Origin of the sequence: Tropicimonas sp. IMCC6043 (assembly GCF_004146235.1) — a bacterium.
Lineage (GTDB): Bacteria > Pseudomonadota > Alphaproteobacteria > Rhodobacterales > Rhodobacteraceae > Tropicimonas.
This window is the reverse complement of the sequence record NZ_SELO01000003.1, coordinates 96,185-119,267: the sequence shown is the minus strand read 5'-3', so window position 1 is coordinate 119,267 and position 23,083 is coordinate 96,185. Positions and strand designations below refer to the sequence as shown.

Here is a 23,083-nt window from a genome sequence, read left to right as displayed (position 1 = left end):
TGGCGTGCGCTGCTCATTTCAGAGGGGGCACGCCGAGCTTGACTCTGCGAACGGTCCAAAGTAGAAACAAGCCACGCTGGAAGAAGTGGGCAAGCACCGGAGCCGAAAGGCTCTCGGTGCTTTTTCATTTCGCTCGTTCGGAGGGAATGAGCATGAGCAGGTTATCACAATGGATAAAAACACGACGCCCGAAACCTCGGGCGACACCGTCGGTCAGTATTTTGATCAGGCCGCGGAAATCTATCGCAGTTCGAGCCGCGAACTGACGCAGATCGTTCGGGAGATCGGCATCGGCAAGACCGATCGGGCGAAGAAGCTGAGTCCGGTTCTCACCGAGATCCGCAAGGCTTCCATGGCCATGATGGAGGAAGCGAGACATGTCGAGGACCTTCGCCGAAAGCTCGTCGGGGATGTTCGTGAGCAGGGCTTCGACCTTGCCGGTGCCCGCGATGAGATCGGGCGCCGAATGGCTCGCATCCGCGCCGCAAGAGGAGCAGGAAGCGTTTCTTGAGGGGCTGACCGAGCACGCGCTGTGTGCGCTTCCGTGGCTCTTCGAGTTCTGGGCGCTGCCGCATCAGCTTCCCCCGGTCGGGGACTGGAAGACCTGGGTGATCCTGGGCGGCAGGGGCGCGGGCAAGACCCGCGCCGGCTCGGAATGGGTCCGGGCGCAAGTGGAAGGGGGGCGGCCGGGGGAACCCGGCCGGTCCCGCCGCGTGGCGCTGGTCGGTGAGACCTTCGACCAGGTTCGCGACGTGATGGTGTTCGGGGACAGCGGCATCGTCGCCTGTTCTCCGCCGGACAGGGTGCCCGAGTGGCATGCCGGCAAGCGGCAGCTGGAATGGCCGAACGGAGCCATCGCGCAGGCCTTTTCGGCACATGAGCCGGAGGCGCTTCGGGGGCCGCAATTCGACGCGGCCTGGGTGGACGAACTGGCAAAGTGGAAGAAAGCCGAGGAGACCTGGTCGATGCTGCAATTCGGTCTGCGGCTCGGCGAGAACCCGCGGCAATGCGTGACCACGACGCCTCGCGACGTGCCGATCCTGAAGGCGCTCCTGAAGCGCGACTCGACCGTGGTGACACAGGCGCCGACCGAGGCCAACCGGGCGAACCTCGCCGAGAGCTTTCTCGAGGAGGTCCGGGCGCGCTATGACGGCACGCGGCTTGGTCGGCAGGAACTCGACGGCGTGCTGGTCGAGGACACCGAAGGGGCTCTCTGGACCTCGGCGAGGATCGAGGCGGCACGGGTGGACGCGACGCCGGATTTCGACCGGGTGGTCGTGGCGATCGACCCGCCGGTAACCGGCAACGCCGGCTCGGACGACTGTGGGATCGTGGTGGTGGGAGCCGTGACCCGCGGCGATCCGAAGGATTGGGAAGCCTGGGTGTTGGAGGACGCGTCGGTTTCGGCGGCCTCGCCGCTGCAATAGGCGCATGCCGCAGTCGCGGCGATGGACCGGCATGGTGCGGACCGACTGGTGGCGGAGGTCAACCAGGGCGGCGACCTCGTAAAGACGGTGCTGAACCAGATCGATCCGATGCTGCCCTACAAGGCGGTTCGGGCGCGGCATGGCAAGTCAGCGCGGGCGGAGCCTGTGGCGGCGCTCTACGAACAGGGACGGGTGCATCACGTCCGGGGCCTAAGTGACCTTGAGGACCAGATGTGCCGGATGACGACACGCGGCTATGGCGGCAAGGGCTCGCCGGACCGGGTGGATGCGCTGGTCTGGGCGATGACCGAGCTGCTGCTCGATCCGGCGGCGCAGTTCCGGCGTCCGGCGATCCGGACGCTCTGAATTCAACGACAGGACGGGAGAGATGTGCGGCGGGCCGGGGAAGGCGCGCCCCTCTCTCCGGTTGCCCGCCCCCCCGGCAGAGTGGCCGGGGGGGCGGGCCAGTGACGCCGGGGCGGCGGCCCCCTCGAAAGAGAAGGAGCAAGAGCGCATGGTATTGGATTTCCTGCGACGGTCCGGCCAGGAGGCCGGGCTGAGCGTCCCCCCCGAGCAGAAGGCTTCGGCGACTGGGCCGGTGATCGCCTGGCAGGGCGGTGGGCGCGTCGTCTGGTCGCCGCGGGACACCGCCACGCTCACCAAGGTGGGGTTTGTGAACAACCCGGTCGGCTATCGCTGCGTGAAGCTGATCGCGGAAGCGGCGGCGGCCATCCCGCTCACCTGCCAAGACGCCGAGCGGCGTTACGAACTGCATCCGGTGCTTGACCTGGTGAACCGGCCGAACCCGGCGCAGGGGCGGGCGGATTTCCTTGAGGCGCTGATCGGACATCTGCTGCTCTCGGGCAATGGCTATGTCGAGGCGGTGGGCGATGGCGGCCTGCCGTTCGAGCTGCATGTGCTCAGGTCCGACCGGATGAACATCGTTCCGGGGCCGGATGGCTGGCCCGTGGCCTATGAATACGCCGTCGGTGGCAAGAAGGTGCGGTTCGACATGGCCGCCGAGGTGCCGCCGATCTGCCATGTCAGGAGTTTCCACCCGACGGATGACCATTACGGGCTGTCTCCGATGCAGGCGGCGGCGGCGGCGGTGGACGTGCACAACAGCGCTTCGGGTTGGTCGAAGGGCCTGCTCGACAACGCAGCGCGGCCCTCGGGAGCGATCGTCTACAAGAGCGCGGACGGGGGGCCCGGAACGCTGTCGGCGGACCAGTATGACCGGCTTCTGTCGGAAATGGAGATGCACCACATGGGCGCGCGCAATGCCGGGCGGCCGATGTTGCTCGAGGGCGGGCTCGACTGGAAACAGATGGGCTTTTCGCCGTCCGACATGGAGTTCCAGCAGACAAAGCAGGACGCGGCGCGCGAGATCGCGACCGCCTTTGGCGTGCCTCCGATGATGCTGGGAATCCCGGGAGACGCGACCTATGCCAATTACCAAGAAGCCAATCGGGCGTTCCACCGGCTGACGGTGCTGCCGATGATCACGCGGGTGACGGCAACGATCTCGGACTGGCTGTCGCGTTTCGCGGGGCAGGTGGTGATGCTGGCGCCGGATCTCGACCGCGTCCCGGCGCTGTCGGTCGAGCGGGAGGCGCAATGGACACGGATCGGCGCGGCGAGCTTCCTGACGGATGCGGAAAAACGGACGCTGCTCGGGCTGCCGCCCAAGCCGGACGAGAGCTGAGGTCGAAGGAAGGACATCACGGGATGACGGACATATACGGCACAGGGCTGGAGCGGAAATTCTGCCAGCTGGAGGCCAATCTGACGGTTCGGGACGGCTCGGTGATCGAGGGATACGCGTCGCTGTTCGGTCTCAAGGACCAAGGCAATGACATCGTGCAGCCGGGCGCCTACCGTGCCTCGCTTCAGGCACTCCAGGACAGCGACCGGCGGGTGAAGATGCTCTGGCAGCACGATCCCGCGCAGCCGATCGGCGTTTGGGACGAGGTCCGCGAGGATGAGCGCGGACTCCGGGTCAAGGGGCGGATCCTGACCGATGTGGCGAAGGGCCGCGAGGCCGCGGCGTTGATCGAGGCCGGCGCCATTGATGGTCTTTCGATCGGATACCGGACGAAACGGGCCGAGAAGGACGCGGCCGGCCGCCGGCTGCTGCACGACCTGGAGCTCTGGGAAGTGTCGCTGGTGACCTTCCCGATGCTCGCCGAGGCGCGGGTGGGCGCGAAGGGGGATGTGCCTGAGCCGGACCCGATGCGTGAGCTGGCGGAGGCGCTGGAGGCGGCCCGCCGCGAAATGGCGGAGCGCTGAGCCGCCGAGCCCAGATCAGGAAGGACAAGCTGATGAGCACAACCGAGGCAAAGGCTCGGGACGGGCAAGCTGTGCCCGACGTCAAGACGGCCATGTTGGGGTTCCTTGGGGAATTCAGGGAGTTCCAGGCCGACATCAAATCAAAGCTTCACAATCAGGAAGAGCGACTGACCATGCTGGATCGGAAGACCATGTTTGCCGGGCGTCCCGCCCTCTCCACCGCCGCCGCCGACGAGGCCGGTGCGCCGCACCAGAAGGCCTTCGAGTCCTATCTGCGGTCGGGCGACGACGATCTCCTGCGCGGGTTGGAGCTGGAGGGCAAGGCGCTCTCGACCGCCGTCGCCGCTGATGGCGGGTATCTGGTGGACCCGGAGACCTCTGCGGCGGTCGCCACGGTGCTTTCGTCCGCAGCCTCGATCCGGTCGATCGCCAATGTGGTGCATGTCGAGTCGACCTCGTTTGACGTGCTCATCGATCAGGGCGAGCTCGGGTCGGGTTGGGCCACCGAGTCGGACCCAACCATCGAGACCGATACGCCGCAGATCGAACGCATCTCGATCCCTCTGCACGAGCTGTCGGCGATGCCGAAGGCCAGCCAGCGGCTGCTTGACGACAGCGCCTTCGACATCGACGGCTGGCTGGCCGACCGCATCGCGAAGAAGTTCGCCCGTGCCGAAGCCGCCGCCTTCATCAACGGCAACGGCATGGACAAGCCGACGGGCTTCCTGTCGCACACGGTTGCCGACAATGAAATCTGGACCTGGGGCGAGATCGGCTACATCGCGACTGGAGTCGACGGTGCGTTCGGTTCGGCCGACGCGCTCATCGACCTGGTCTACGCGCTTGGTGCCGAATACCGTGCCAACGGCACCTTCGTGATGAATTCGAAGACTGCCGGAACCGTGCGCAAGCTCAAGGATGCCGATGGCCGCTTCCTCTGGTCGGATGGCCTGGCTGCCGGCGAACCGGCCCGCCTGCTCGGCTACCCGGTGTTGATTGCCGAGGACATGCCCGACATCGCGTCCGGCGCGAACGCCATTGCCTTCGGCGATTTTTCGGCCGGCTACACGATTGCCGAGCGTCCGGACCTGCGTGTCCTGCGCGACCCGTTCTCGGCCAAGCCGCATGTCCTGTTCTACGCAACCAAGCGGGTCGGTGGCGATGTCAGCGACTTCGCCGCGATCAAGGTCCTGAAATTCTCGGCTAGCTGACCCTGACCGGAATGGCCGCCCCGGCACCCACACCCGGGGCGGTCGGCAGGCGTGCGTCGAGAGGTTCTCGGCCCGCGTTGTCCAGTTGCTCCCCCTCCGTCGAGCAATGCGGGGCGCGCACGTCTGTCAAAGACCGATGAGGGGCAGAACAATTCGGAGAGCTGGATGATGTTAGTCGAGCAGACCACAACGCCTGCCGCTTCACTGCCGGTTGCGGGATTTCGGGATCACTTGCGTCTGGGCACAGGGTTTGCCGACGAGGGAGCCGAGGACAGCCTTCTGGAGACCTTCCTGCGCGCGGCAATCGCGGCGGTGGAGGCCTGGACAGGCAAGGTGCTCCTGGAGCGTGACTTCAGCTGGAGCCTGATGGCCTGGCGGGACGGGCGGGCGCAGACCCTGCCGGTGGCGCCGGTGAGCGCGATCCGCGAGGTGCGGATCGTTGATTGCCTCGATTGGGAGGTGATCGTAGATCCGTCGAAATACAAGCTTCAGCAGGACATGCACCGGCCGGTGCTGATGGCGCGAGGGGCGCGGCTGCCGACCATCCCGTCGCAGGGCTCGGCGCGGGTCGAATTCACCGCCGGCTTCGGCGAGAGCTGGACCGACATTCCGGCGGACCTCGCGCAGGCAGTCATGCTCCTGGCGGCCTATTACTATGAATACCGCCACGAAATGCGCGTCGGCGGTGCCGTGATGCCCTATGGCGTTTCCTCGCTTGTCGACCGCTGGCGCAACGTCCGGCTCGTGGGCGGAGGGGTGCGATGAGCATGCAAGAACCCGAACTGCGGCGGCGGTTGGTGCTCGAGACGTTGGAAAGAACGTCCGACGGGTCGGGTGGCTACGTGGAGACCTGGGTCCCGCTCGGAACGCTCTGGGCCGAGGTAAAGGCGGGGACGGGGCGCGAAACGGAATCCGATTTCGTGACGCTTTCCTATGTGCCCTACCGGATTACCGTGCGCGCGGCGCCGCCGGACGACACGCGGCGGCCACGGGCCGACCAGCGGTTCCGGGAAGGTCCGCGCGTGTTCCGGATCCTTGCCGTGGCGGATTCAGGCACGCGGGGACGATATCTGACCTGCTACGCGCGTGAAGAGGAGGCGTCGGCATGAGCTACGGCGCATCGGCGGCGCTTCAAACCGCGGTCTACCAGCATCTTCTGGCAGATCCGTCGGTATCCGCGCTGGTCGGCACGAACATTTTTGATGCGGCGCCGTCCGGAACGGTGCCGCCGGTTTACATCAGCCTCGGACCCGAAGACGCAGTCGCACGAAACGACAAGACGGGGCGCGGCGCGGTGCACCGCTTCACGGTCAGCATCGTCAACGATGGCGCGGGCTTCCAGGCAGCCAAGAGCCTCGCCGGTGCCGTTTCGGACAGTCTTCAGGACGCCCTTCCGGCGTCGGGCCCGGGACGCCTTGTGCGGATGCAATTTGTCCGGGCCAGTGCCCGGCGGGTGGGCGACGCAACACGTCGACGGGTCGATCTGCTCTTCGAGGCGCAAATCGACGACGTGTGATCGAACAACAATTCAACTGGACGGAGAACGGCCATGGGCGCTCAAGCCGGCAAGGATCTTCTGATCAAACTCGACATGGATGGAGGCGGCAGCTTCTCGACGATCGCGGGACTGCGTGCCACGCGAGTGACCTTCAACGCGGAGACGGTCGACGTGACCACGCTCGAGAGCACGGGCGGCTGGCGGGAGCTGCTTGGTGGCGCGGGTGTTCGCAGTGCCTCGCTCAGCGGGTCGGGGATCTTCAAGGACGCGACCACCGACGAGCGTGCGCGGCAGGTCTTCTTCGACGGGTTGACCCCCGGTTTTCAAGTCATCGTGCCGGATTTCGGAACGATTGAAGGGCCGTTCCAGATCACGTCTCTGGAATACTCCGGAAGTCACGATGGCGAGGCGAATTTCGAGATTTCGCTGGCCTCGGCCGGCGCAATCACCTTCACGGCGGCCTGATCCATGGCGAACCCGTGGACGGGCGAAGTGCAGGTCGTGCTCGATGGCGCGCCGCATGTCTGCAAGTTGACGCTCGGGGCGCTCGCGGAACTGGAGGAGTGCCTCGAGGAGGTTTCGTTGGTCGATCTCGTCGAGCGGTTCGAATCCGGGCGGTTCCGGGCACGCGACGTGCTGGCGTTGCTCGTTGCCGGGCTTCGCGGCGGCGGCTGGCGGGGAACGGCCGAGGATCTCCGCTGCGTGGAAATCGGTGGCGGACCGGCCGAGGCGGCGCGGGCGGCGGCTCAGATGCTCGCGCGTGCCTTCGCGCTACCTGAGAAGGGAGCGTGATGCATGGACTGGGCCGGGCTCATGCGGTTGGGGCTCCGGGACCTCGGGTTGGCGCCCGAAGTGTTCTGGAGGCTCTCGCCGATCGAATTGCTCGTCATGTTGGGCGCTGAGGCCGGGCGACCCGCGTTCACGCGTGCGCGCCTTGACGAACTCGCGCGCGCCTATCCCGACACAGGTGAGGAAAGCAGCAATGGCCTTTGAATTCGACGGCGATCAGGGCTTCTCGGGGCAGGTAGACGCCCTTCAGCGAAGCTTGGCGGACGCGGGCAACGTTATGGCGGCTTTCGACGGCGAACTGCGGCGGATGCGGACGGATCTCTCGCAGACCAGTTCCAGCGCCGGAAAGCTTTCCACGAGCATCGGCGGCGGTCTGAGGCGCGCGTTCGAGGGGCTCGTGTTCGACGGGATGAATGCCTCGGACGCAATGAAGATGGTCGCGCAATCGATTGTCGACGCGACCTATTCCGCGGCGATCCAGCCTGTCATCAAGCAGATCGGCGGGTCCATTGCGAGTGGTTTCGCCGGGATCGGGGCTGCGGCCTTCGCGGGAGGCGGAAGCTTCGCACAGGGGCGTGTGATGCCCTTCGCGCGTGGTGGTGTCGTTACGGCGCAGACCGTTTTTCCGATGCGTGGCAGGGTCGGTCTGATGGGCGAGGCCGGGCCTGAGGCGATCATGCCGCTCTCCCGCGGCGCAGATGGTCGACTTGGCGTTCGTGCGGAGGCGGGCGGGCAGAACGCGGCGCCGAGTGTCGTCGTGAATATCTCGACGCCCGATATCGAAGGGTTCCGGCGCAGCCAGAGCCAGGTCGCCGCGCAGCTCGGCCGTGCGCTCGGGCGTGGTCAGCGGAACCGGTAGACGCAAGGAGGGGCTGACATGGGATTTCACGAATTCCGTTTCCCGACGGCGGTGAGCTTCGGATCGCTGGGCGGTCCGGAGCGGCGAACCGAGATCATTTCGCTGGCAAATGGATATGAGGAGCGCAACACGCCCTGGGCGCATTCGCGGCGCCGCTACGACGCGGGGTTGGGCGTTCGGACGCTGGACGAGTTGGAAGAGCTTCTCGCTTTCTTCGAGGCGCGGAGGGGGCAGCTCTACGCGTTTCGCTGGAAGGACTGGACGGACTACAAGTCGTCTCTGCCTTCGGCGGCGATCGATTGCAGGGACCAGTCGCTCGGATTCGGAGACGGTGCGACTGCGGGCTTTCAGCTTGTGAAAGTCTACACATCTGGCGGCGAGAGCTATGTCCGGCCGATCCGGAAGCCCGTGGCCGGGAGTGTCCGGGTGGCGTTGGACGGTGTCGAACGTACCGAGGGAACAGACTGGACAGTGGACGAGAGCACCGGGATCGTCACCTGTTCAACGGCGCCCCAGAGTGGCGCGATCGTGACAGCCGGGTTCGAGTTCGACGTGCCAGTTCGCTTCGACACTGACGGCATCCGCGTTTCTGCGGTGGGGTTCGAAGCCGGCGAGGTGCCGGATGTTCCCGTGGTGGAGGTACGGATGTGATGGCCGGATCGACACCGAACGCACAGGCGCTTTACGCGCATCTCGCCACCAAATGCACGACCACCTGTCGCTGCTGGCTTTTGCAGCGCAAGGATGGCTGGACCCGCGGCTTCACCGATCACGATGCTGACATCAGCTTTGATGGCATGGTCTTCGGCGCAAGCAGTGGAGTTACTGCCAGCGCGCTCGAGACGACGACGGGGCTCGCGGTGAACAACAGCGAAACTGTCGGCGCGCTGAGCGATGCCGGGATCTCGGAGGCCGATATCGAGGCGGGACGTTTCGATGAGGCGCAGGTGACCTGTTGGCTGGTCAACTGGGTTGACCCGAACGAGCGGGTGGTGCGGTTCACGGGAACGCTGGGCGAGGTCACCCGGAACGACGGTGCGTTTGGTGCCGAGTTGCGCGGGCTGACCGACGCACTCAACCGGCCGCGCGGGCGGCTGTTTCAGCGTAGCTGTTCGGCTGTTCTCGGGGATAGCAAATGCCGGTTCAATCTGAATTCTGCGGGGTATTTCGCCGAGTTCGATGTGGCCGATGTGGAAGACGCTCGGGTTATCCGCTTTTCTGACCACGGCGGATTTTCGGCTGGATGGTTCGAACGGGGCCGCCTGCGGATCCTTGATGGCGCGGGATCCGGGCTTATCGGCTGGATCAAGAACGATCTGTCGAGCGGCGGGATGCGCGAAGTGACGCTCTGGCAGGGGCTTCGGGCGGATGTCCGGGCAGGTGATCGGATCCGGCTGGAAGCAGGATGCAACAAGACGGCCTCCCAATGTGCGATGAAATTCAACAATTTCATGAACTTTCGTGGCTGTCCTCACATCCCGGGTGAGGATTGGCTCACCTCCTATCCACGCAGTGGAGAGGAATATGACGGGGGCAGCATGAACGCGCCCATTGTGTCGTGAAGGACTGAAAGGTGGAGCGCATGCGAGAACGCGTGATGGAGATCGCACGGGATTGGATCGGGACGCCCTACTGTCATCAGGCATCGGTCAAGGGGGTGGGAACGGACTGCCTCGGGTTGGTTCGCGGTGTCTGGCGGGAGCTGTTCGGCGCGGAGCCGGAGACGGTGCCGGGGTACTCGGCGGATTGGTCCGAAGCGTCGGGCGAAGAGCGTCTTTGGCAGGCGGCAATGCGGCATCTGCTTCAACGAGACCCGAGTGAATCGCCTGAGCCGGGTGACGTCCTGCTGTTTCGGATGCGGCAGGGCAGCGTCGCGAAGCACCTGGGGATTTTCTCGGTTCGGGAGCTGCTGCCCAGCGTGATCCATGCCTACCAGGGGCACGCCGTGATCGAGAGCCCGCTTTCCCAACCGCTGCGGCAGCGGATCGTTGCCCGGTTCGAGTTTCCAGAAGGATATGACTGATGGCAACCATCCTGTTCTCCGCCGCGGGGGCTGCGCTCGGCAGTTCTTTCGGGGGCACGTTCTTGGGGCTTTCGACGGCGGTTGTCGGGCGGGCGATCGGGGCGACGCTGGGGCGTGTGATCGACCAGCGTCTGCTGGGAAGCGGCAGCGAGGTGATCGAGACCGGGAAGATCGAGCGCTTCCGTCTCACCGGGGCCAGCGAGGGGACGGCGATTGGGACCCACTACGGACGTGTGCGTTCGGGCGGACAGGTGATCTGGTCGAGCCGGTTCCGCGAACGGGTCAAGAAGGAGGAGGTCGGAGGAAAGGGCGGCGGTGGTGGCGGCACCACGACGAAGAAATACAGCTATTCGATCAGTCTCGCCGTCGCGCTCTGCGAAGGCCAGATCCTTGGAGTTGGCCGGATCTGGGCCGACGGAATGGAGGTCTCCCGCGAAGACCTGAACATGCGCGTCTACAGTGGCTCCGAAGACCAGGTTCCTGACCCAAAGATCTCGGCCGTCGAGGGGGCGGAAAATGCACCGGCATACCGAGGGTTGGCCTATGTCGTCTTCGAGGACCTGCAGCTCTCGCAATTCGGCAATCGTGTGCCGCAATTCTCTTTCGAAATCCTGCGCGCGACGGATCCGGCACTTGTTCCCGACGACGAGGAAAGCCTGTCTCGGACCATTCGTGCCGTTGCTCTGATTCCCGGGACCGGTGAGTATTCGCTCGCCACGACGCGAGTGAACTACACGAACATCTTCGGTTGGGCGCAGACGAGCAATGTGAACTCCAACAGTGGTCTCACCGATTTCCAGACGTCGTTGCAGCAGATGCAGACCGAATTGCCGGCCTGCAAATCGGTTTCGCTTGTTGTCTCGTGGTTTGGCAATGATTTGCGCTGCGGGTACTGCGAAATCAGGCCGAAGGTCGAGCAGACGCAGCACGAGGGCGACAGGATCGCGTGGTCGGTCAGCGGGCTGGAACGTGCGGATGCACAGGAGGTGCCGCGGATCGACGGGCGGCCGGTCTACGGAGGCACACCGACAGACCGGTCCGTGGTTGAAGCAATCCAGGCCCTGAAGGCGGGTGGCAAATCGGTCGTCTTCTACCCGTTCATTCTGATGGAGCAACTCGCCGGAAACGGGCTTCCGGACCCGTGGTCTGACGCCGTGGAGCAGCCCAAGCTTCCATGGAGGGGAAGGATCACGACTGAAGTCGCACCGGGTCGCCCGGGATCCTCGGATGAAACTGCAGCAGCGGAGAACGAAGTTGCGGATTTCTTCGGCGCGGCTGGGCCGGAGGATTTCGTCGGTGGTGGCGGAACTGTTTCCTACTCTGGGTCACAGGAATGGTCGTTCCGGCGCTTTATTCTGCACTACGCGCATCTTTGTGCCGAGGCAGGTGGTGTTGACGCCTTCTGCATTGGCAGCGAGATGCGGGGCCTCACGCAGATCCGGGGCGCCGGGAACCGCTTTCCTGCTGTTCAAGAACTCGTGGCCCTGGCAAGCGATGTGCGCTCCATTCTCGGATCGCAAACGAAGATCGGCTATGCGGCCGACTGGAGCGAATATTTCGGCTACCACCCGCAGGACGGTTCGGGAGACGTCCTCTTCCATCTCGATCCGCTCTGGGGCAGCGACGATATCGATTTCGTCGGTATCGACAATTACATGCCGATTTCGGATTGGCGCGACAGCCACGATCATGCCGATGCCGGATGGAAGTCGATCTACAACCTCGACTATCTGAAAGCGAATATCTCGGGCGGAGAGGGCTTTGACTGGTATTATTCCGATGAGGCCGGACGGGATGCGCAGGCGCGACTTGCCATAACCGACGGCGCTTACGGCGAACCCTGGATCTTCCGTTACAAGGATATCTGGAACTGGTGGAGCAAGCCGCACCACGAGCGGATCGGCGGTCAGAGGCAAAGCAACGCGACGGCGTGGCAGCCGCAGAGCAAGCCAATCTGGTTCACGGAGATTGGGTGTGCTGCGGTCGACAAGGGTACGAACCAGCCCAACAAGTTCGTGGATCCGAAATCGTCGGAATCGCGTTTGCCCTGGTTTTCGAACGGGTTGCGGGACGATTTTGTGCAGATGCAATATCTGCGCGCGACCTATCAGTTCTGGAATGATCCAGCCAACAATCCGGTTTCGGCTGTCTATGGGGCGCCAATGGTTGACCTGGTGCATGCCCATGTCTGGGCATGGGACGCGCGGCCCTATCCGGATTTCCCGGCCCGTTCTGACATCTGGAGCGATGGCGAGAACTACACACTCGGGCACTGGCTGAACGGACGGGCGACGTCGCAGTCCCTCGCGGCCGTCGTGGCGGATATCTGTGGACAGGCCGGCGTGCAGGCGCTCGACGTCAGCGAACTCTACGGCCTTGTTCGCGGGTATAGTATCGACGAGACGGCGGGGGCGCGGACATCCCTGCAGCCGCTGGAGCTTGCTTACGGGTTCGATGCGGCGGAGCGGGAAGGCAAGCTCTGGTTTCGGACGCGCACCGGTCAGTCCGATGTCGATATCGATGAGGGGACCCTCGTCGAACACAAGGAAGGAACGCTGAGCCTTCTGCGGGCATCTTCGAGCGAGTCCCCGGGCAAAGTGCGCTTGAACTATGTTCAGGCGGATGCGGCTTTCGAGACCCGGACCTCCGAGGCGGGGCTTCCCGATGAGGAGGAACAGACGGTATCTGCCACGGATCTTCCGCTGTGCCTCACCAATAGCGAGGGGCGACGTATCGTCGAAAGTTGGCTGAGCGAGTCACGTATCGCACGCGATACGGCAAGTTTCATCCTGCCGCCTTCGGCCGCGCATGTGCAGGCCGGCGACGTGATCGCACTCGAATACGGCGACTGCCGGGCGAATTACAGGGTCGATCGCGCGGAGTTCGGCGAGGCGCAAAAGATCGAGGCGGTGCGCGTTGAGCCGGATCTGTTCCGACCCTCTGCGGATGTACTGGAACCGGTTGCGCTGCCGGCACCCAAGTTTGCCGCGCCCGTCGCCGCCAGACTGCTCGATCTGCCACTCTTGACGGGCAACGAAAATCCTACAGCGCCTTATCTTGCATCCGCGGCGGACCCCTGGCCGGGATCGGTGGCTCTTTATTCCTCATCGGAGGATGACGGCTACAGGCTAAATATCGTGGTCGATGAACCGTCGATCATCGGCCTGACAGAGACGCCCCTGGCGGCGGCCACGCCGGGCCTGCCCGACCTCGGAGCGGCGCTCCGGATCCGGGTCAGCGGTGGGACACTGTCTTCGGCGTCGTGCACAGCGCTTCTGAATGGCGCGAACGCCATGGCGATCGGCAATGGAGCAGGCGACGACTGGGAAATGCTGCAATTCGCTGAAGCCGAACTGGTTGCCGAGAACACCTACGTTTTGCGCAAGCTTCTGCGTGGGCAACTTGGCACCGACGCCACCATGCCCGACGTGTGGCCGGCGTCCAGCAAGGTGGTGGTGCTCGATGGCGGTCCGCTCCAGATCGATCTTCCGAGTTCCGCGCGCGGACTGGAACGCCACTATCGCGTCGGCCCGTCGGATCGCGGCTACGGCGACAGTTCGTTTGTCCATCTGGTCCACACGGCGACGAGCGTCGGGCTGAGACCCTACAGTCCCGCCCACCTGAAAGCCCTGCCGGAAACCGATGGAGGACTCCGGGCGAGCTGGATCCGCCGAAGCCGGATCGATGGCGACAGTTGGGAGGGGCTGGATATTCCGCTCGGAGAGGAGAGCGAGCAATACCTCGTCCAGGTGTTGCAGTCCGAGGCGATTGTTCGAGAAGCGACGGTGGTCAAGCCGACATGGCTCTACACGGCAGCGATGCGCGCAGAAGATGCATTAGTTGGCTCTTTTGCGTTGCGGGTTGCCCAATTGTCCGAGCGCTACGGTGCCGGCCCATTCCAGAGGATTGAGATCGATGAGTGAAACCAAGGCCCTCGGACTTCCGCTGCTTCAGCCGAGCCAGGCGCAGAAGCATGTGACCGTGAATGAAGCGCTGGTACGGCTCGACGGGTTGGCGCAGATCTCGCTGCAATCCCGGTCCATCGCCAATCCTCCGGTGAGCTTCGTGGATGGTGATTGCTTTGGTGTTCCGGCCGGCGCGACCGGCGGCTGGGCCGGGCAGGACGGAAAGCTTGCCATCGCCAGCAATGGCGGTTGGGTCTTCGCCACGCCTCAGGCCGGGTGGTCCGCATGGATCACGGACGAGCATGTTCGCGCGACCTACGTTCAGGGCGATTGGCGGTCCGGAATGATTGCCGGCGCACCGAGTGGGGCGGCGTCACTTTTCGAAACCATCGAGGCGGATCACAGTCTGACAGAAGGTGGCAGCCAGCTTGTCGGACTGGACATCCCGGCGACGTCAATGATCTTCGCCTGTTCGGCGCGTGTGGTCGAGGAGATCACCGGAACCGCGACCAGCTGGACGCTCGATCTCGATGATGGCACGGTCACATTCGGCACCGGGATGGGGCTGGCGGCGGGGTCCTATTGCACGGGGCTTCTGTCGCAGCCAACGGCGATCTATGCGGGAAAGTCCGTTCGGATTTCACCCGATGGCGGTGAATTTTCCGGGGGACGGTTGCGGTTGGCGGCGCATGTTTATCGTATTGACCTTCCCGTCTGAGGGGCACGCTGAGGTAGCATACGCGTGATTTCCGGTTTTCGTCTTTCAGATTGGAGAGGCTGCGCCTAGATTGGAAGCAGCCTTTGCGAACAGGAGGGCATGCGATGCTTGAGCCACGCGACAAATTACAGACCGTAGACCCGGTCTGGAGCCGCATTCGGGATGAAGGCAACAAGGCCGTTCGGGACGAGCCGCTTCTTGGCGGACTCATTCACTCCAGCCTGTTGCATCATCCCTCCCTAGAACGCGCGCTTTCATACCGGATGGCCTTGAAGCTGGCCTCGGGTGAGATGTCGGAGCAGATCCTGCGGGAGATTGGCGACGAGGCCTACTCAACGGAACCGGAGCTTGGCGCGGCGGCACGGGCGGACCTCGTGGCGACGCTCGAGCGCGACCCGGCATGCCATCGATTGCTGCAGCCGATCCTCTTCTTCAAAGGGTTTCAGGCCATGCAGGCCTATCGGGTCGGTCACTGGCTCTGGGAGAACGGCCGGCGCGACATGGCGTATTTCCTGCAGATGCGGACATCCGAGGTCTTCGGCGTCGACATCCATCCGGCTGCGCGCATCGGGCGTGGGATCATGATCGATCACGCTCATTCCATTGTCATCGGCGAGACGGCCGTGGTGGGCGACAATGTTTCCATGCTGCACGCGGTGACGCTTGGCGGGACCGGAAAGGAAGATGGCGACCGGCATCCGAAGGTCGGCGATTGCGTGTTGATCGGGGCAGGGGCGAAGATTCTCGGCAACATCGCGATCGGCGAATGCAGTCGGATTGCCGCGGGTTCCGTGGTGCTGGAGAGCATACCGGCCCATGTCACGGTGGCCGGCGTCCCGGCGAAGATCGTCGGTGAGGCGGGATGCTCTCAGCCTTCTGTCTCGATGGATCAAATGCTGTGCGACTGCGGCTTGAAGGAATAGCGCACGAATAAGCAGGATTCAGAGAGCGGCTTTTCCAGAAGGATTGCCCGAAGTTGATTGCCGAGTGATCCAGTCGGGGCGTTGCGGATGTCATCCTTCTCAGGCGCCTTGGCGCTGCTCGCTACGGGCGACCAGTGAAGATCAGCCGATTGCATGTTATGGGTAATTCCACTGCCGTTCCTTGACCGTCCAGTGGGACGTCGTCACGCCTTCAGCCAGGATGCAAGCTTCGCGACGTCTGGAAGGCCACCGGCGTGAACAAGCTTGCCGTCGATCGTAATGCCGGGCGTCGACATGACTCCGGCAAGGGCGATGGCGTGGGGATCCGTCACTTTTTCAACATCGACTTCGATAGCGAGCGATTGCGCCGTTTCTCGGACCAGTTCGGCAGTGGCTTCACAGCGTTTGCAGCCGGGGCCGTACACTTTGATGGTTTTCATTCTTCCTCTCTCAGAACAGCAGGTTGAACAGGTATCCGACCATCAGGATGCCGCAGCCGACGACGCCGATGAAAACAGCGATCAGGCGGAGCGTGAGAACCTGGCGAAGGATGATCATCTCGGGCAGAGACAGCGCAATCACGCTCATCATGAAGGCGAGCACGGTCCCGAGAGCGGCCCCCTTGCCGATCAAGGCCTCGACGATCGGTATCACGCCCGCGGCGTTGGTGTACATCGGGATCCCGATCACGACAGCCGCCGGCACCGACCACCAGGCATCCGCGCCCGTGATCCGGACCATGAGCTCTTCCGGCACGAAACCGTGGATCAGCGCGCCCATTGCGATGCCGAGGATGATCCAGATCCAGACCTTGGCGAAGATTTCCCGGACCGCCTCGATCCCCATCCTATATCGGTCGGCCAGTCCGAGCGCTTCCTCGTCGGGTCCAGGCGGAATAGCGCTGCCGACATGTATGTTCCGCACCCATTCTTGTAACCAGCCTTCGAGGCGCAACCTGCTGATCACATATCCGGCGGCCATGGCGATCCCGAGTCCGAAGACAAGGTAAGTCACGGCAACCTGCCAGCCGACCAGGCCGACCAGGAGAACCAACGCCACTTCATTGACCATGGGGGCGGCGATGAGGAAGGAGAAGGTCACGCCGAGTGGGACGCCCGCCGAGACGAAACCGATGAAGAGCGGCACCGCAGAGCAGGAACAGAACGGTGTCAGCACGCCGAGGCCCGCTGCCATGGCGTTGCCAATACCCTCTCGTCTGCCGGACAGAACGGCTCGGGTCTTCTCCGCGCTGAAATAGCTGCGAAGAACGCCCATCGCGAAGACAATGAGCGTGAGCAGAAGCAGAACCTTGGGAACGTCGTAGAAGAAAAATGCCAGCGCCTCACCGGCGTGACTTTGCCGGTTCACGGGCAGCAAGGACACGATCCATTCCGAGACTGAGGGAAGCTGCGAATAGACAGCGTACCAAACGAAGATGGATGCCACGACGGCCCCATGCCGAGCGCGCGGCGACCATTGCGGGGAGATCGGAGCCGCGTGTGTCTCGGCCATCAGGCGATCTCCCGGTCGGATGCCCGCTCGGCGTCAAGCACGGCATCGACGATAGCGATGCGTTCGGGCGGCAGATTCGGGTTGCGTCGGTAGCGCACCCATTGCGCGTCGCGTCGGTCGACGACAATGCCTGCAAGCTTTAGCGTTTTCATATGGCGCGACATCCGGCTCTGTGTCGCGTCGAGCTTGGCCATGAGTTCGCAGACGCAATGCTCGCTGCCGTCCCAGACAATCGCCAACGCAGCGCGTCTTACGGGATCCGCAAGTGCCGTCAGAAAATCCTGCATCGAACAGCCTCGTTCGCAAATGCGTCCTGCCGCATATGCGTTCTAACGCATGTTCCTTCAAGCTCCATGATGTCGCAACGAGCGAAACCCCGCGAGGTGGATGACCGTCGCGGGGTTCGATGTCGTCTGTCGGGAAGCAAGGGCGGGCCGCGATCCTGATCGCGGCCCGCGAGATCAGGCGAGCATGCCGATCGGGTTTTCGAGATTGCCGATGATGGCCTGCAGCAGTTCCGCGCCGAGCGCACCGTCGATGACCCGATGATCAACCGAGAGCGTGACCGACATCACCGTGGCGACCGTAAGCTCGCCGTCCTCACCCACGACCGGTTTCTTGGATCCGGCTCCGACGGCCAGGATGGCGCCGTGCGGCGGGTTGATGACGGCATCGAAATTGTCGATGCCAAACATGCCGAGGTTGGAGATCGCGAAGGTCCCGCCGACATATTCATGCGGCGCAAGCTTGCGGTCTCGGGCGCGGGAGGCGAGGTCTTTCATCTCTGCCGACAGCGCCGAGATGCTCTTCATCTCGGCGTCCTTCAGCACAGGCGTGAACAGGCCGCCATCCACAGCGACGGCAACGGCGACATCGGACGGCTTGAGCTGCAACATCCGGTCGCCGGCCCAGACCCGGTTGGCCGCCGGAACCTGCTGGAGCGCGAGCGCGCAGGCCTTGATGATGAAGTCGTTCACCGAGAGCTTCACACCGCGTGTTTCCAGCTGCTTGTTCAGCGTCGAGCGGAACTTCAGCAATGCGTCGAGCCGGACGTCGCGGCGCAGGTAGAAATGCGGGATCGTCTGCTTGGCCTCGGTGAGGCGTGCCGCGACGGTCTTGCGCATTCCGTCGAGTTTGACCTCCTCGTGGGGACGATCGGCATACATCTTCGCGACGGCATCGGCGGACGCACCGGCGGGCGCGGCGGCAACCGGGGCGGCTGCTTTCTCCGCTGGTTTGTCGGCCTTTGGCGCCGGCGCAGCTTCGGCGGCCTCGACATCGGCCTTCACGATCCGTCCGCCGGGGCCGGACCCCTTGACCTGCGCCAGATCGAGCCCCTTCTGGGCGGCGATACGGCGGGCGAGGGGGCTCGCGAAGATGCGAGTGCCGTCGGAGCCTGTGGGGGCGGCTGGCGCCGGTGTTGCTGGCGCTTCCGAGCCATTGGCCGGGGCCGTGTCTGCGTCCGCATCCTCATCCGAAGCCGCCTTGGGGGCGGGCGCCTCTGACATCGTCTCGATATCGTCGGTGCTCTCGCCTTCCTCCAGCAGCACGGCAATGGGCGTGTTGACCTTCACCCCCTCCGAGCCCGCTTCGACGAGGATCTTGCCGATCACGCCTTCGTCGACGGCCTCGAACTCCATCGTTGCCTTGTCGGTCTCGATCTCGGCCAGGAGGTCGCCGGAGGAGACGGTGTCGCCTTCCTTCACCAGCCATTTCGCCAGCGTGCCTTCCTCCATGGTCGGAGACAGGGCCGGCATCAGAACTTCCGTGGGCATGTCAGGCTCCTCAGCGGTAGGTCACGGCCTTGACGGCGGCGATCACCTCGTCCGTCGTCACCAGCGCGAGCTTTTCGAGATTGGCGGCATAGGGCATGGGAACGTCCTTTCCGGTGCAGTTGATCACCGGCGCATCGAGATAATCGAAGGCGTTCTCCATGATGTAGGCCGAGAGGTGGTTGCCGATCGAGGCCACCGGGAAACCCTCCTCGACAGTCACGCAGCGGTTGGTCTTTTTGACCGATGCAATCAGCGTGTCGTAGTCGAGCGGGCGCAGTGTGCGCAGGTCAATCACCTCTGCCGAGATGCCGTCCTCGGCCAGCTTTTCGGCCGCCTCCAGAGCATATTGCATGCCGATGCCGAAGCTTACGATCGTCACGTCCTCGCCTTCGCGCCAGATCCGGGCCTTGCCGAAGGGAACGGTGTAGTCGTCGAGCGCGGGAACCTCGAAGCTGCGGCCATAGAGGATCTCGTTCTCAAGGAAGATCACCGGGTTGGGGTCGCGGATAGCCGATTTCAGCAGACCCTTGGCGTCGGAGGCACTGTAGGGCTGGACGACCTTCAGGCCCGGGATCTGGGCGTACCAGGCGGCGTAGTCCTGGCTGTGCTGGGCGGCGACCCGGGCGGCGGCGCCGTTCGGTCCGCGGAAGACGATCGGGCAGCCCATCTGTCCGCCGGACATGTAGAGCGTCTTGGCCGCGGAGTTGATGATCTGGTCGATGGCCTGCATCGCGAAGTTGAAGGTCATGAACTCGACGATCGGCCGGAGGCCGCCAAAGGCGGCGCCAACAGCGATACCGGCGAAGCCGTGCTCGGTGATCGGCGTGTCGATCACCCGCTTGGCGCCGAACTTGTCGAGAAGGCCTTGGCTGATCTTGTAGGCACCCTGGTACTCGGCGACTTCCTCGCCCATCAGGAAGACGCTTCCGTCGCGCTCCATCTCTTCGGCCATCGCGTCGCGCAGTGCTTCGCGGACCGTCTGGCTCTTCATCTCGGTGCCTTCCGGGTAATCCGGCTCGAGCGTGTGGCTCTCGACCGGGGCCTTGGGCGCGGCGGGAGCGCTTGGCGCCGCCTCGGCCTCGGCCGGGGCAGGGGGCTCGCTGCTCTCCGATGCCGCGCTGACGGCGGCGTCAACATCCTCTCCTTCTTCGACCATGATCGCGATCGGCGTGTTCACGGCCACGCCCTCGCTGCCGGCCGCGACGAGGATCTTGCCGACGATCCCCTCGTCGACTGCTTCGAATTCCATCGTCGCCTTGTCCGTCTCGATCTCGGCCAGAATGTCGCCGGAGGCGACCGTGTCGCCCTCCTTCACGAGCCATTTCGCCAGCGTGCCTTCCTCCATGGTCGGCGACAGGGCGGGCATCAATACTTCGGTTGCCATCTCTCTCGTCTCCCCTCAGGCGTTCTGCGGCGCCACGTCGGCGTAAATGTCGGTCCAGAGCTCGTCAACACCGGGCTCGGGGCTCTCCTTGGAGAATTCGGCGGCGGCGTTGACCACGTCCTTGGTCTCCTTGTCGACCGCCTTGAGTTCGTCCTCGGTGGCATGTTCGCCGGTCAGCAGCAACTGCCGGATCGCCTCGATCGGATCACGCTCTTCGCGCATCTTCTGCACTTCCTCGCGGGTGCGATACTTGGCCGGGTCCGACATCGAGTGGCCGCGGTAGCGGTAGGTTTTGACCTCGAGGATGTAGGGACCCTTGCCGCCCCGGCAATGCGCAACCGCCTTCTCGCCGGCCTCCTTGACCTTGAGAACGTCCATCCCATCGACCTCCTCGCCCGGAATGCCGAAGGCGGCACCGCGCTTGTAGATCTCCTGCGACGAGGTCGAACGCTGCTGCGCCGTTCCCATCGCATACTGGTTGTTCTCGATCACGAAGACCACCGGAAGCTGCCAGAGCGCCGCCATGTTGAAGGTTTCGTAGACTTGGCCCTGGTTGGCCGCGCCGTCGCCGAAATAGGTGAAGGTCACGCGGCCGTTCTCGTTATACCTGTCGGCGAAGGCGAGGCCGGCGCCGATCGGCACCTGCGCGCCAACAATGCCGTGGCCGCCGTAGAAATGCTTCTCCTTGGAGAACATGTGCATCGAGCCGCCCTTGCCCTTGGAGTAGCCGCCCTCGCGGCCGGTGAGCTCGGCCATGACGCCCTTGGGGTCCATGCCGCAGGCGAGCATGTGCCCATGGTCCCGATAGGAGGTCACGCGCTTGTCGCCTTCCTCGGCCGCCGCCTCAAGCCCGACCACCACGGCCTCCTGGCCGATATAGAGGTGGCAGAAGCCTCCGATCAGCCCCATGCCATAGAGCTGGCCGGCCTTCTCCTCGAATCGCCGGATCATCAGCATGTCCCGGTAATAGCCGAGCATCTCCTCCTTCGAGACATTCGGTTTCTTGGTGGTCCGTCGCGCTGCCATTCGCAGGGCCTCCCCTCGCCAGAGAATAGTTTAATGTTGAATTATCTTTATCAGAGCCCGCGCGGGGCTGCACGGAAAAACTCCGTGAGGGTTGGCAATTCAGCCATGCCGGCGCGAAAGGCCGCTATGCATGCCGCGGGATGCTGAGCCGCAAGGGGTGGTCTCGCCGGAGCTGGGGTCACTCCCCCTGGCCGCGGTCATCGCGCCGAAGTCATCGGATGACAATCTCGTCGACCCGGATCAGCCCGAGCACCGTGCGCGCCTGTTCGTCGAGCAGATCGAGGTCGAGATAATCCTCGGAGAGGCGGCGCGTCTTGTTGGAGAGCCTTGCCACCTCGGCCTCGAGCTTCGCCTTTTCTGCCTCGAGCGCGCGCGTCTCGGCCTCGATCTCGATGCGGCGGAACAACCCGAAATCCCCCTGCATCGCGGCGAAGGTGAAATACATCGCCAGCAACAGGAAGATTGTCACGAAAGCTGCGGTCTTGACCGCCGGGCGCGATGCGGAACTGCTCATATGCCTGCCTCAGCGCCGCCTCTTGTCGGGCGACATCGGCGCGATCCTGTCACAGACGCGAGGCTTTGTGAATCCTCCAAATGGATAGGTTCAGTCGTTGCGGCGCTCGGGTGAGTCGTCGCGGCAACACCGGCCTCAGCGCACCGCCGAGATCACCGCTTCCATGACCTCGGCCGAGGGCATCGGCGCGACAAATGTGATGGTTTCGGGCAGCGCCGCCACGCCAATATCGGCCGGATCGTTCTCCACCCCGATCAGTCCGGTGCGGAACCCGTGCTCGGCCGAGGCGATCCGCTGCAACGCGGGATCGACCAGCGCCTCGGCCAGCCGCTTGCAGTGGTCGGTGAGCGAGATCAGCGGATGCGAGGCGAAGATCGTCGGCTCGGGATAGATCACACGGATCTTGGTTTTGATCAGTTCTTCATAGTCCGCATTCGCTGTGAGGAACTCGACCAGCTGGTTCTCGTAGCCGACGATGATCGGCCGTGCCCCGAGCCCCTGTTTGAGGAAGTTCTCGAAGATGTCGCCCGAGCTGGCCTCCATATGGCCCATCTGCGCGAAATAGTCGGTGATCTTCGGCAGCAGACCCGGCAGGTCCCCCGGCACCGGCGTCTCGCCGCCGTTCAGCGTCGTCGCCAGTAAGGCGGACCAGATATTGCCCGAGTTGGATTTCGCCGGATGGGTCGAGGAGATCTTGAAACGGCCATAGACATTGACGCCGAGGTCCTCCTTCCATCTCGCGCCGCTTTCGATCAGCGCGCCGATCCGGGCGACATCGGCAACGAGAAAGCCGTCCTTCTCGGACACGACACCTTTCGCGGCGAGCGCATCGGCCACCTCGGACCAGGCGTAGAACACCACCGGAGAGTTGAAGATCGTCTCTTCGCCAAGCACGGTCTTGCCGCTACGCTTCGCCAGCTCCACCGCGACGGCGTTCGAGGGCCAGATGCAATCCTTGCCCGTGACCGGCAGCGTCGTTGCCATCTCCACCGACCCGGCTTTCTGCGCGTCCAGCGTGATCCGGTAGTCGTGCTCGAGGATCCGGCGCACCGCCTCGTTGCCCAGAAGCGCCGATTTCTCACCGCCGTAGTAGATCGAGACATCCACCGGTTCCCGCCGTTCGCGCTGGCGCGTCACCCCGCCCATGTCGAGCGTGTTCACCGCCACGGCGATGGCCGCCACGATTCCGAGGATCACCAGCCCGATCAGCGTCTTCTGCATCTCATTTCC

Annotated in this window: 25 protein-coding genes and 1 pseudogene; 18 read left to right on the top strand and 8 right to left on the bottom strand. The window is 64.1% G+C overall.

Translation table 11 applies throughout. The features are described 5' to 3' along the window. The first annotated feature begins 85 nt into the window (after nucleotides 1-85). From EU800_RS04830 to cysE, 18 genes and pseudogenes are all read left to right on the top strand, one after another. Nucleotides 86-511, top strand: coding sequence for a hypothetical protein (locus tag EU800_RS04830; RefSeq protein WP_129629114.1), 426 nt, complete (start codon nucleotides 86-88; stop codon nucleotides 509-511). Further along, a pseudogene (locus EU800_RS04825) lies at nucleotides 450-1,793 on the top strand (DNA-packaging protein). Before EU800_RS04830 ends, EU800_RS04825 begins: the two are co-directional and overlap by 62 nt. A gap of 148 nt (nucleotides 1,794-1,941) precedes the next feature. Further along, nucleotides 1,942-3,132: a phage portal protein gene (locus EU800_RS04820; RefSeq protein WP_129629112.1), complete on the top strand. Its 1,191-nt coding sequence runs from the start codon at nucleotides 1,942-1,944 to the stop codon at nucleotides 3,130-3,132. Nucleotides 3,133-3,155: 23 nt separating this feature from the next. After that, nucleotides 3,156-3,716 (top strand): HK97 family phage prohead protease, encoded by a 561-nt coding sequence (locus EU800_RS04815; RefSeq protein ID WP_129629110.1) that lies wholly within the window; start codon nucleotides 3,156-3,158, stop codon nucleotides 3,714-3,716. A 32-nt stretch (nucleotides 3,717-3,748) separates the two neighbouring features. Next, nucleotides 3,749-4,927 carry a phage major capsid protein gene (locus EU800_RS04810; protein ID WP_129629108.1) on the top strand — a complete coding sequence of 393 codons (1,179 nt, stop codon included), beginning with the start codon at nucleotides 3,749-3,751 and terminating at the stop codon, nucleotides 4,925-4,927. Nucleotides 4,928-5,092: 165 nt separating this feature from the next. Beyond that, nucleotides 5,093-5,692, top strand: a complete 600-nt coding sequence (locus tag EU800_RS04805) for a head-tail connector protein (RefSeq protein WP_129629106.1) — start codon at nucleotides 5,093-5,095, stop codon at nucleotides 5,690-5,692. Continuing rightward, on the top strand, nucleotides 5,689-6,036 hold the full coding sequence (locus tag EU800_RS04800; RefSeq protein WP_371685569.1) for a phage head closure protein: 348 nt from the start codon (nucleotides 5,689-5,691) through the stop codon (nucleotides 6,034-6,036). The genes EU800_RS04805 and EU800_RS04800 overlap by 4 nt, the downstream gene beginning before the upstream one ends. Beyond that, nucleotides 6,033-6,443, top strand: coding sequence for a DUF3168 domain-containing protein (locus EU800_RS04795; protein ID WP_129629104.1), 411 nt, complete (start codon nucleotides 6,033-6,035; stop codon nucleotides 6,441-6,443). Before EU800_RS04800 ends, EU800_RS04795 begins: the two co-directional genes overlap by 4 nt. A gap of 33 nt (nucleotides 6,444-6,476) precedes the next feature. Next, a complete protein-coding gene (locus EU800_RS04790) occupies nucleotides 6,477-6,890 on the top strand; it encodes a phage major tail protein, TP901-1 family (RefSeq protein ID WP_129629102.1) in 414 nt (137 codons plus the stop codon). A gap of 3 nt (nucleotides 6,891-6,893) precedes the next feature. Further along, entirely contained in the window at nucleotides 6,894-7,217 is a 324-nt protein-coding gene (locus EU800_RS04785) for a gene transfer agent family protein (RefSeq protein ID WP_129629100.1), read from the top strand. A 3-nt stretch (nucleotides 7,218-7,220) separates the two neighbouring features. Next, nucleotides 7,221-7,418 (top strand): rcc01693 family protein, encoded by a 198-nt coding sequence (locus EU800_RS04780; RefSeq protein ID WP_129629098.1) that lies wholly within the window; start codon nucleotides 7,221-7,223, stop codon nucleotides 7,416-7,418. Beyond that, nucleotides 7,408-8,073: a phage tail tape measure protein gene (locus EU800_RS04775; protein ID WP_129629096.1), complete on the top strand. Its 666-nt coding sequence runs from the start codon at nucleotides 7,408-7,410 to the stop codon at nucleotides 8,071-8,073. The genes EU800_RS04780 and EU800_RS04775 overlap by 11 nt, the downstream gene beginning before the upstream one ends. An 18-nt stretch (nucleotides 8,074-8,091) precedes the next feature. Continuing rightward, nucleotides 8,092-8,724, top strand: coding sequence for a DUF2460 domain-containing protein (locus EU800_RS04770; protein WP_129629094.1), 633 nt, complete (start codon nucleotides 8,092-8,094; stop codon nucleotides 8,722-8,724). Continuing rightward, nucleotides 8,724-9,635: a DUF2163 domain-containing protein gene (locus EU800_RS04765; RefSeq protein WP_129629092.1), complete on the top strand. Its 912-nt coding sequence runs from the start codon at nucleotides 8,724-8,726 to the stop codon at nucleotides 9,633-9,635. The genes EU800_RS04770 and EU800_RS04765 overlap by 1 nt, the downstream gene beginning before the upstream one ends. Before the next feature lie 20 nt (nucleotides 9,636-9,655). After that, nucleotides 9,656-10,096: an NlpC/P60 family protein gene (locus EU800_RS04760; protein ID WP_129629090.1), complete on the top strand. Its 441-nt coding sequence runs from the start codon at nucleotides 9,656-9,658 to the stop codon at nucleotides 10,094-10,096. Beyond that, complete coding sequence (locus EU800_RS04755; protein WP_129629088.1) at nucleotides 10,096-14,019, top strand: glycoside hydrolase/phage tail family protein; 3,924 nt, start codon at nucleotides 10,096-10,098, stop codon at nucleotides 14,017-14,019. The genes EU800_RS04760 and EU800_RS04755 overlap by 1 nt, the downstream gene beginning before the upstream one ends. Beyond that, on the top strand, nucleotides 14,012-14,719 hold the full coding sequence (locus EU800_RS04750) for a DUF2793 domain-containing protein (protein WP_129629086.1): 708 nt from the start codon (nucleotides 14,012-14,014) through the stop codon (nucleotides 14,717-14,719). Before EU800_RS04755 ends, EU800_RS04750 begins: the two co-directional genes overlap by 8 nt. Before the next feature lie 104 nt (nucleotides 14,720-14,823). Beyond that, nucleotides 14,824-15,642: a serine O-acetyltransferase gene (gene cysE / locus EU800_RS04745; protein ID WP_129629084.1), complete on the top strand. Its 819-nt coding sequence runs from the start codon at nucleotides 14,824-14,826 to the stop codon at nucleotides 15,640-15,642. A 203-nt stretch (nucleotides 15,643-15,845) separates the two neighbouring features. Here the strand turns inward: cysE and EU800_RS04740 are convergent, their stop codons facing one another. From EU800_RS04740 to EU800_RS04705, 8 genes are all read right to left on the bottom strand, one after another. Then, nucleotides 15,846-16,082, bottom strand: coding sequence for a thioredoxin family protein (locus EU800_RS04740; RefSeq protein WP_129629082.1), 237 nt, complete (start codon nucleotides 16,080-16,082; stop codon nucleotides 15,846-15,848). Between the two features lie 10 nt (nucleotides 16,083-16,092). Beyond that, nucleotides 16,093-17,154 carry a permease gene (locus EU800_RS04735; RefSeq protein WP_129629080.1) on the bottom strand — a complete coding sequence of 354 codons (1,062 nt, stop codon included), beginning with the start codon at nucleotides 17,152-17,154 and terminating at the stop codon, nucleotides 16,093-16,095. Then, on the bottom strand, nucleotides 17,154-17,441 hold the full coding sequence (locus EU800_RS04730; protein WP_129629078.1) for a helix-turn-helix transcriptional regulator: 288 nt from the start codon (nucleotides 17,439-17,441) through the stop codon (nucleotides 17,154-17,156). The genes EU800_RS04735 and EU800_RS04730 overlap by 1 nt, the downstream gene beginning before the upstream one ends. A gap of 174 nt (nucleotides 17,442-17,615) precedes the next feature. Then, nucleotides 17,616-18,929: a pyruvate dehydrogenase complex dihydrolipoamide acetyltransferase gene (locus EU800_RS04725; RefSeq protein WP_129629076.1), complete on the bottom strand. Its 1,314-nt coding sequence runs from the start codon at nucleotides 18,927-18,929 to the stop codon at nucleotides 17,616-17,618. Nucleotides 18,930-18,939: 10 nt separating this feature from the next. After that, nucleotides 18,940-20,313 (bottom strand): pyruvate dehydrogenase complex E1 component subunit beta, encoded by a 1,374-nt coding sequence (locus EU800_RS04720; protein WP_129629074.1) that lies wholly within the window; start codon nucleotides 20,311-20,313, stop codon nucleotides 18,940-18,942. A 15-nt stretch (nucleotides 20,314-20,328) separates the two neighbouring features. Next, nucleotides 20,329-21,339: a pyruvate dehydrogenase (acetyl-transferring) E1 component subunit alpha gene (gene pdhA / locus EU800_RS04715; protein WP_129629072.1), complete on the bottom strand. Its 1,011-nt coding sequence runs from the start codon at nucleotides 21,337-21,339 to the stop codon at nucleotides 20,329-20,331. Nucleotides 21,340-21,550: 211 nt separating this feature from the next. Beyond that, nucleotides 21,551-21,853: a septum formation initiator family protein gene (locus tag EU800_RS04710; RefSeq protein ID WP_129629070.1), complete on the bottom strand. Its 303-nt coding sequence runs from the start codon at nucleotides 21,851-21,853 to the stop codon at nucleotides 21,551-21,553. Nucleotides 21,854-21,988: 135 nt separating this feature from the next. Beyond that, nucleotides 21,989-23,074, bottom strand: a complete 1,086-nt coding sequence (locus EU800_RS04705) for a hypothetical protein (protein WP_129629068.1) — start codon at nucleotides 23,072-23,074, stop codon at nucleotides 21,989-21,991. Nucleotides 23,075-23,083 lie beyond the last annotated feature (9 nt).

Coding starts and splice junctions, on each gene's coding strand:
- EU800_RS04820 (WP_129629112.1), top strand. CDS start 1,942: ATGGTATTGGATTTCCTGCGACGGTCCGGCCAGGAGGCCGGGCTGAGC.
- EU800_RS04815 (WP_129629110.1), top strand. CDS start 3,156: ATGACGGACATATACGGCACAGGGCTGGAGCGGAAATTCTGCCAGCTG.
- EU800_RS04810 (WP_129629108.1), top strand. CDS start 3,749: ATGAGCACAACCGAGGCAAAGGCTCGGGACGGGCAAGCTGTGCCCGAC.
- EU800_RS04805 (WP_129629106.1), top strand. CDS start 5,093: ATGATGTTAGTCGAGCAGACCACAACGCCTGCCGCTTCACTGCCGGTT.
- EU800_RS04800 (WP_371685569.1), top strand. CDS start 5,689: ATGAGCATGCAAGAACCCGAACTGCGGCGGCGGTTGGTGCTCGAGACG.
- EU800_RS04795 (WP_129629104.1), top strand. CDS start 6,033: ATGAGCTACGGCGCATCGGCGGCGCTTCAAACCGCGGTCTACCAGCAT.
- EU800_RS04790 (WP_129629102.1), top strand. CDS start 6,477: ATGGGCGCTCAAGCCGGCAAGGATCTTCTGATCAAACTCGACATGGAT.
- EU800_RS04785 (WP_129629100.1), top strand. CDS start 6,894: ATGGCGAACCCGTGGACGGGCGAAGTGCAGGTCGTGCTCGATGGCGCG.
- EU800_RS04780 (WP_129629098.1), top strand. CDS start 7,221: ATGGACTGGGCCGGGCTCATGCGGTTGGGGCTCCGGGACCTCGGGTTG.
- EU800_RS04775 (WP_129629096.1), top strand. CDS start 7,408: ATGGCCTTTGAATTCGACGGCGATCAGGGCTTCTCGGGGCAGGTAGAC.
- EU800_RS04770 (WP_129629094.1), top strand. CDS start 8,092: ATGGGATTTCACGAATTCCGTTTCCCGACGGCGGTGAGCTTCGGATCG.
- EU800_RS04765 (WP_129629092.1), top strand. CDS start 8,724: ATGGCCGGATCGACACCGAACGCACAGGCGCTTTACGCGCATCTCGCC.
- EU800_RS04760 (WP_129629090.1), top strand. CDS start 9,656: ATGCGAGAACGCGTGATGGAGATCGCACGGGATTGGATCGGGACGCCC.
- EU800_RS04755 (WP_129629088.1), top strand. CDS start 10,096: ATGGCAACCATCCTGTTCTCCGCCGCGGGGGCTGCGCTCGGCAGTTCT.
- EU800_RS04750 (WP_129629086.1), top strand. CDS start 14,012: ATGAGTGAAACCAAGGCCCTCGGACTTCCGCTGCTTCAGCCGAGCCAG.
- cysE (WP_129629084.1), top strand. CDS start 14,824: ATGCTTGAGCCACGCGACAAATTACAGACCGTAGACCCGGTCTGGAGC.
- EU800_RS04740 (WP_129629082.1), bottom strand. CDS start 16,082: ATGAAAACCATCAAAGTGTACGGCCCCGGCTGCAAACGCTGTGAAGCC.
- EU800_RS04735 (WP_129629080.1), bottom strand. CDS start 17,154: ATGGCCGAGACACACGCGGCTCCGATCTCCCCGCAATGGTCGCCGCGC.
- EU800_RS04730 (WP_129629078.1), bottom strand. CDS start 17,441: ATGCAGGATTTTCTGACGGCACTTGCGGATCCCGTAAGACGCGCTGCG.
- EU800_RS04725 (WP_129629076.1), bottom strand. CDS start 18,929: ATGCCCACGGAAGTTCTGATGCCGGCCCTGTCTCCGACCATGGAGGAA.
- EU800_RS04720 (WP_129629074.1), bottom strand. CDS start 20,313: ATGGCAACCGAAGTATTGATGCCCGCCCTGTCGCCGACCATGGAGGAA.
- pdhA (WP_129629072.1), bottom strand. CDS start 21,339: ATGGCAGCGCGACGGACCACCAAGAAACCGAATGTCTCGAAGGAGGAG.
- EU800_RS04710 (WP_129629070.1), bottom strand. CDS start 21,853: ATGAGCAGTTCCGCATCGCGCCCGGCGGTCAAGACCGCAGCTTTCGTG.
- EU800_RS04705 (WP_129629068.1), bottom strand. CDS start 23,074: ATGCAGAAGACGCTGATCGGGCTGGTGATCCTCGGAATCGTGGCGGCC.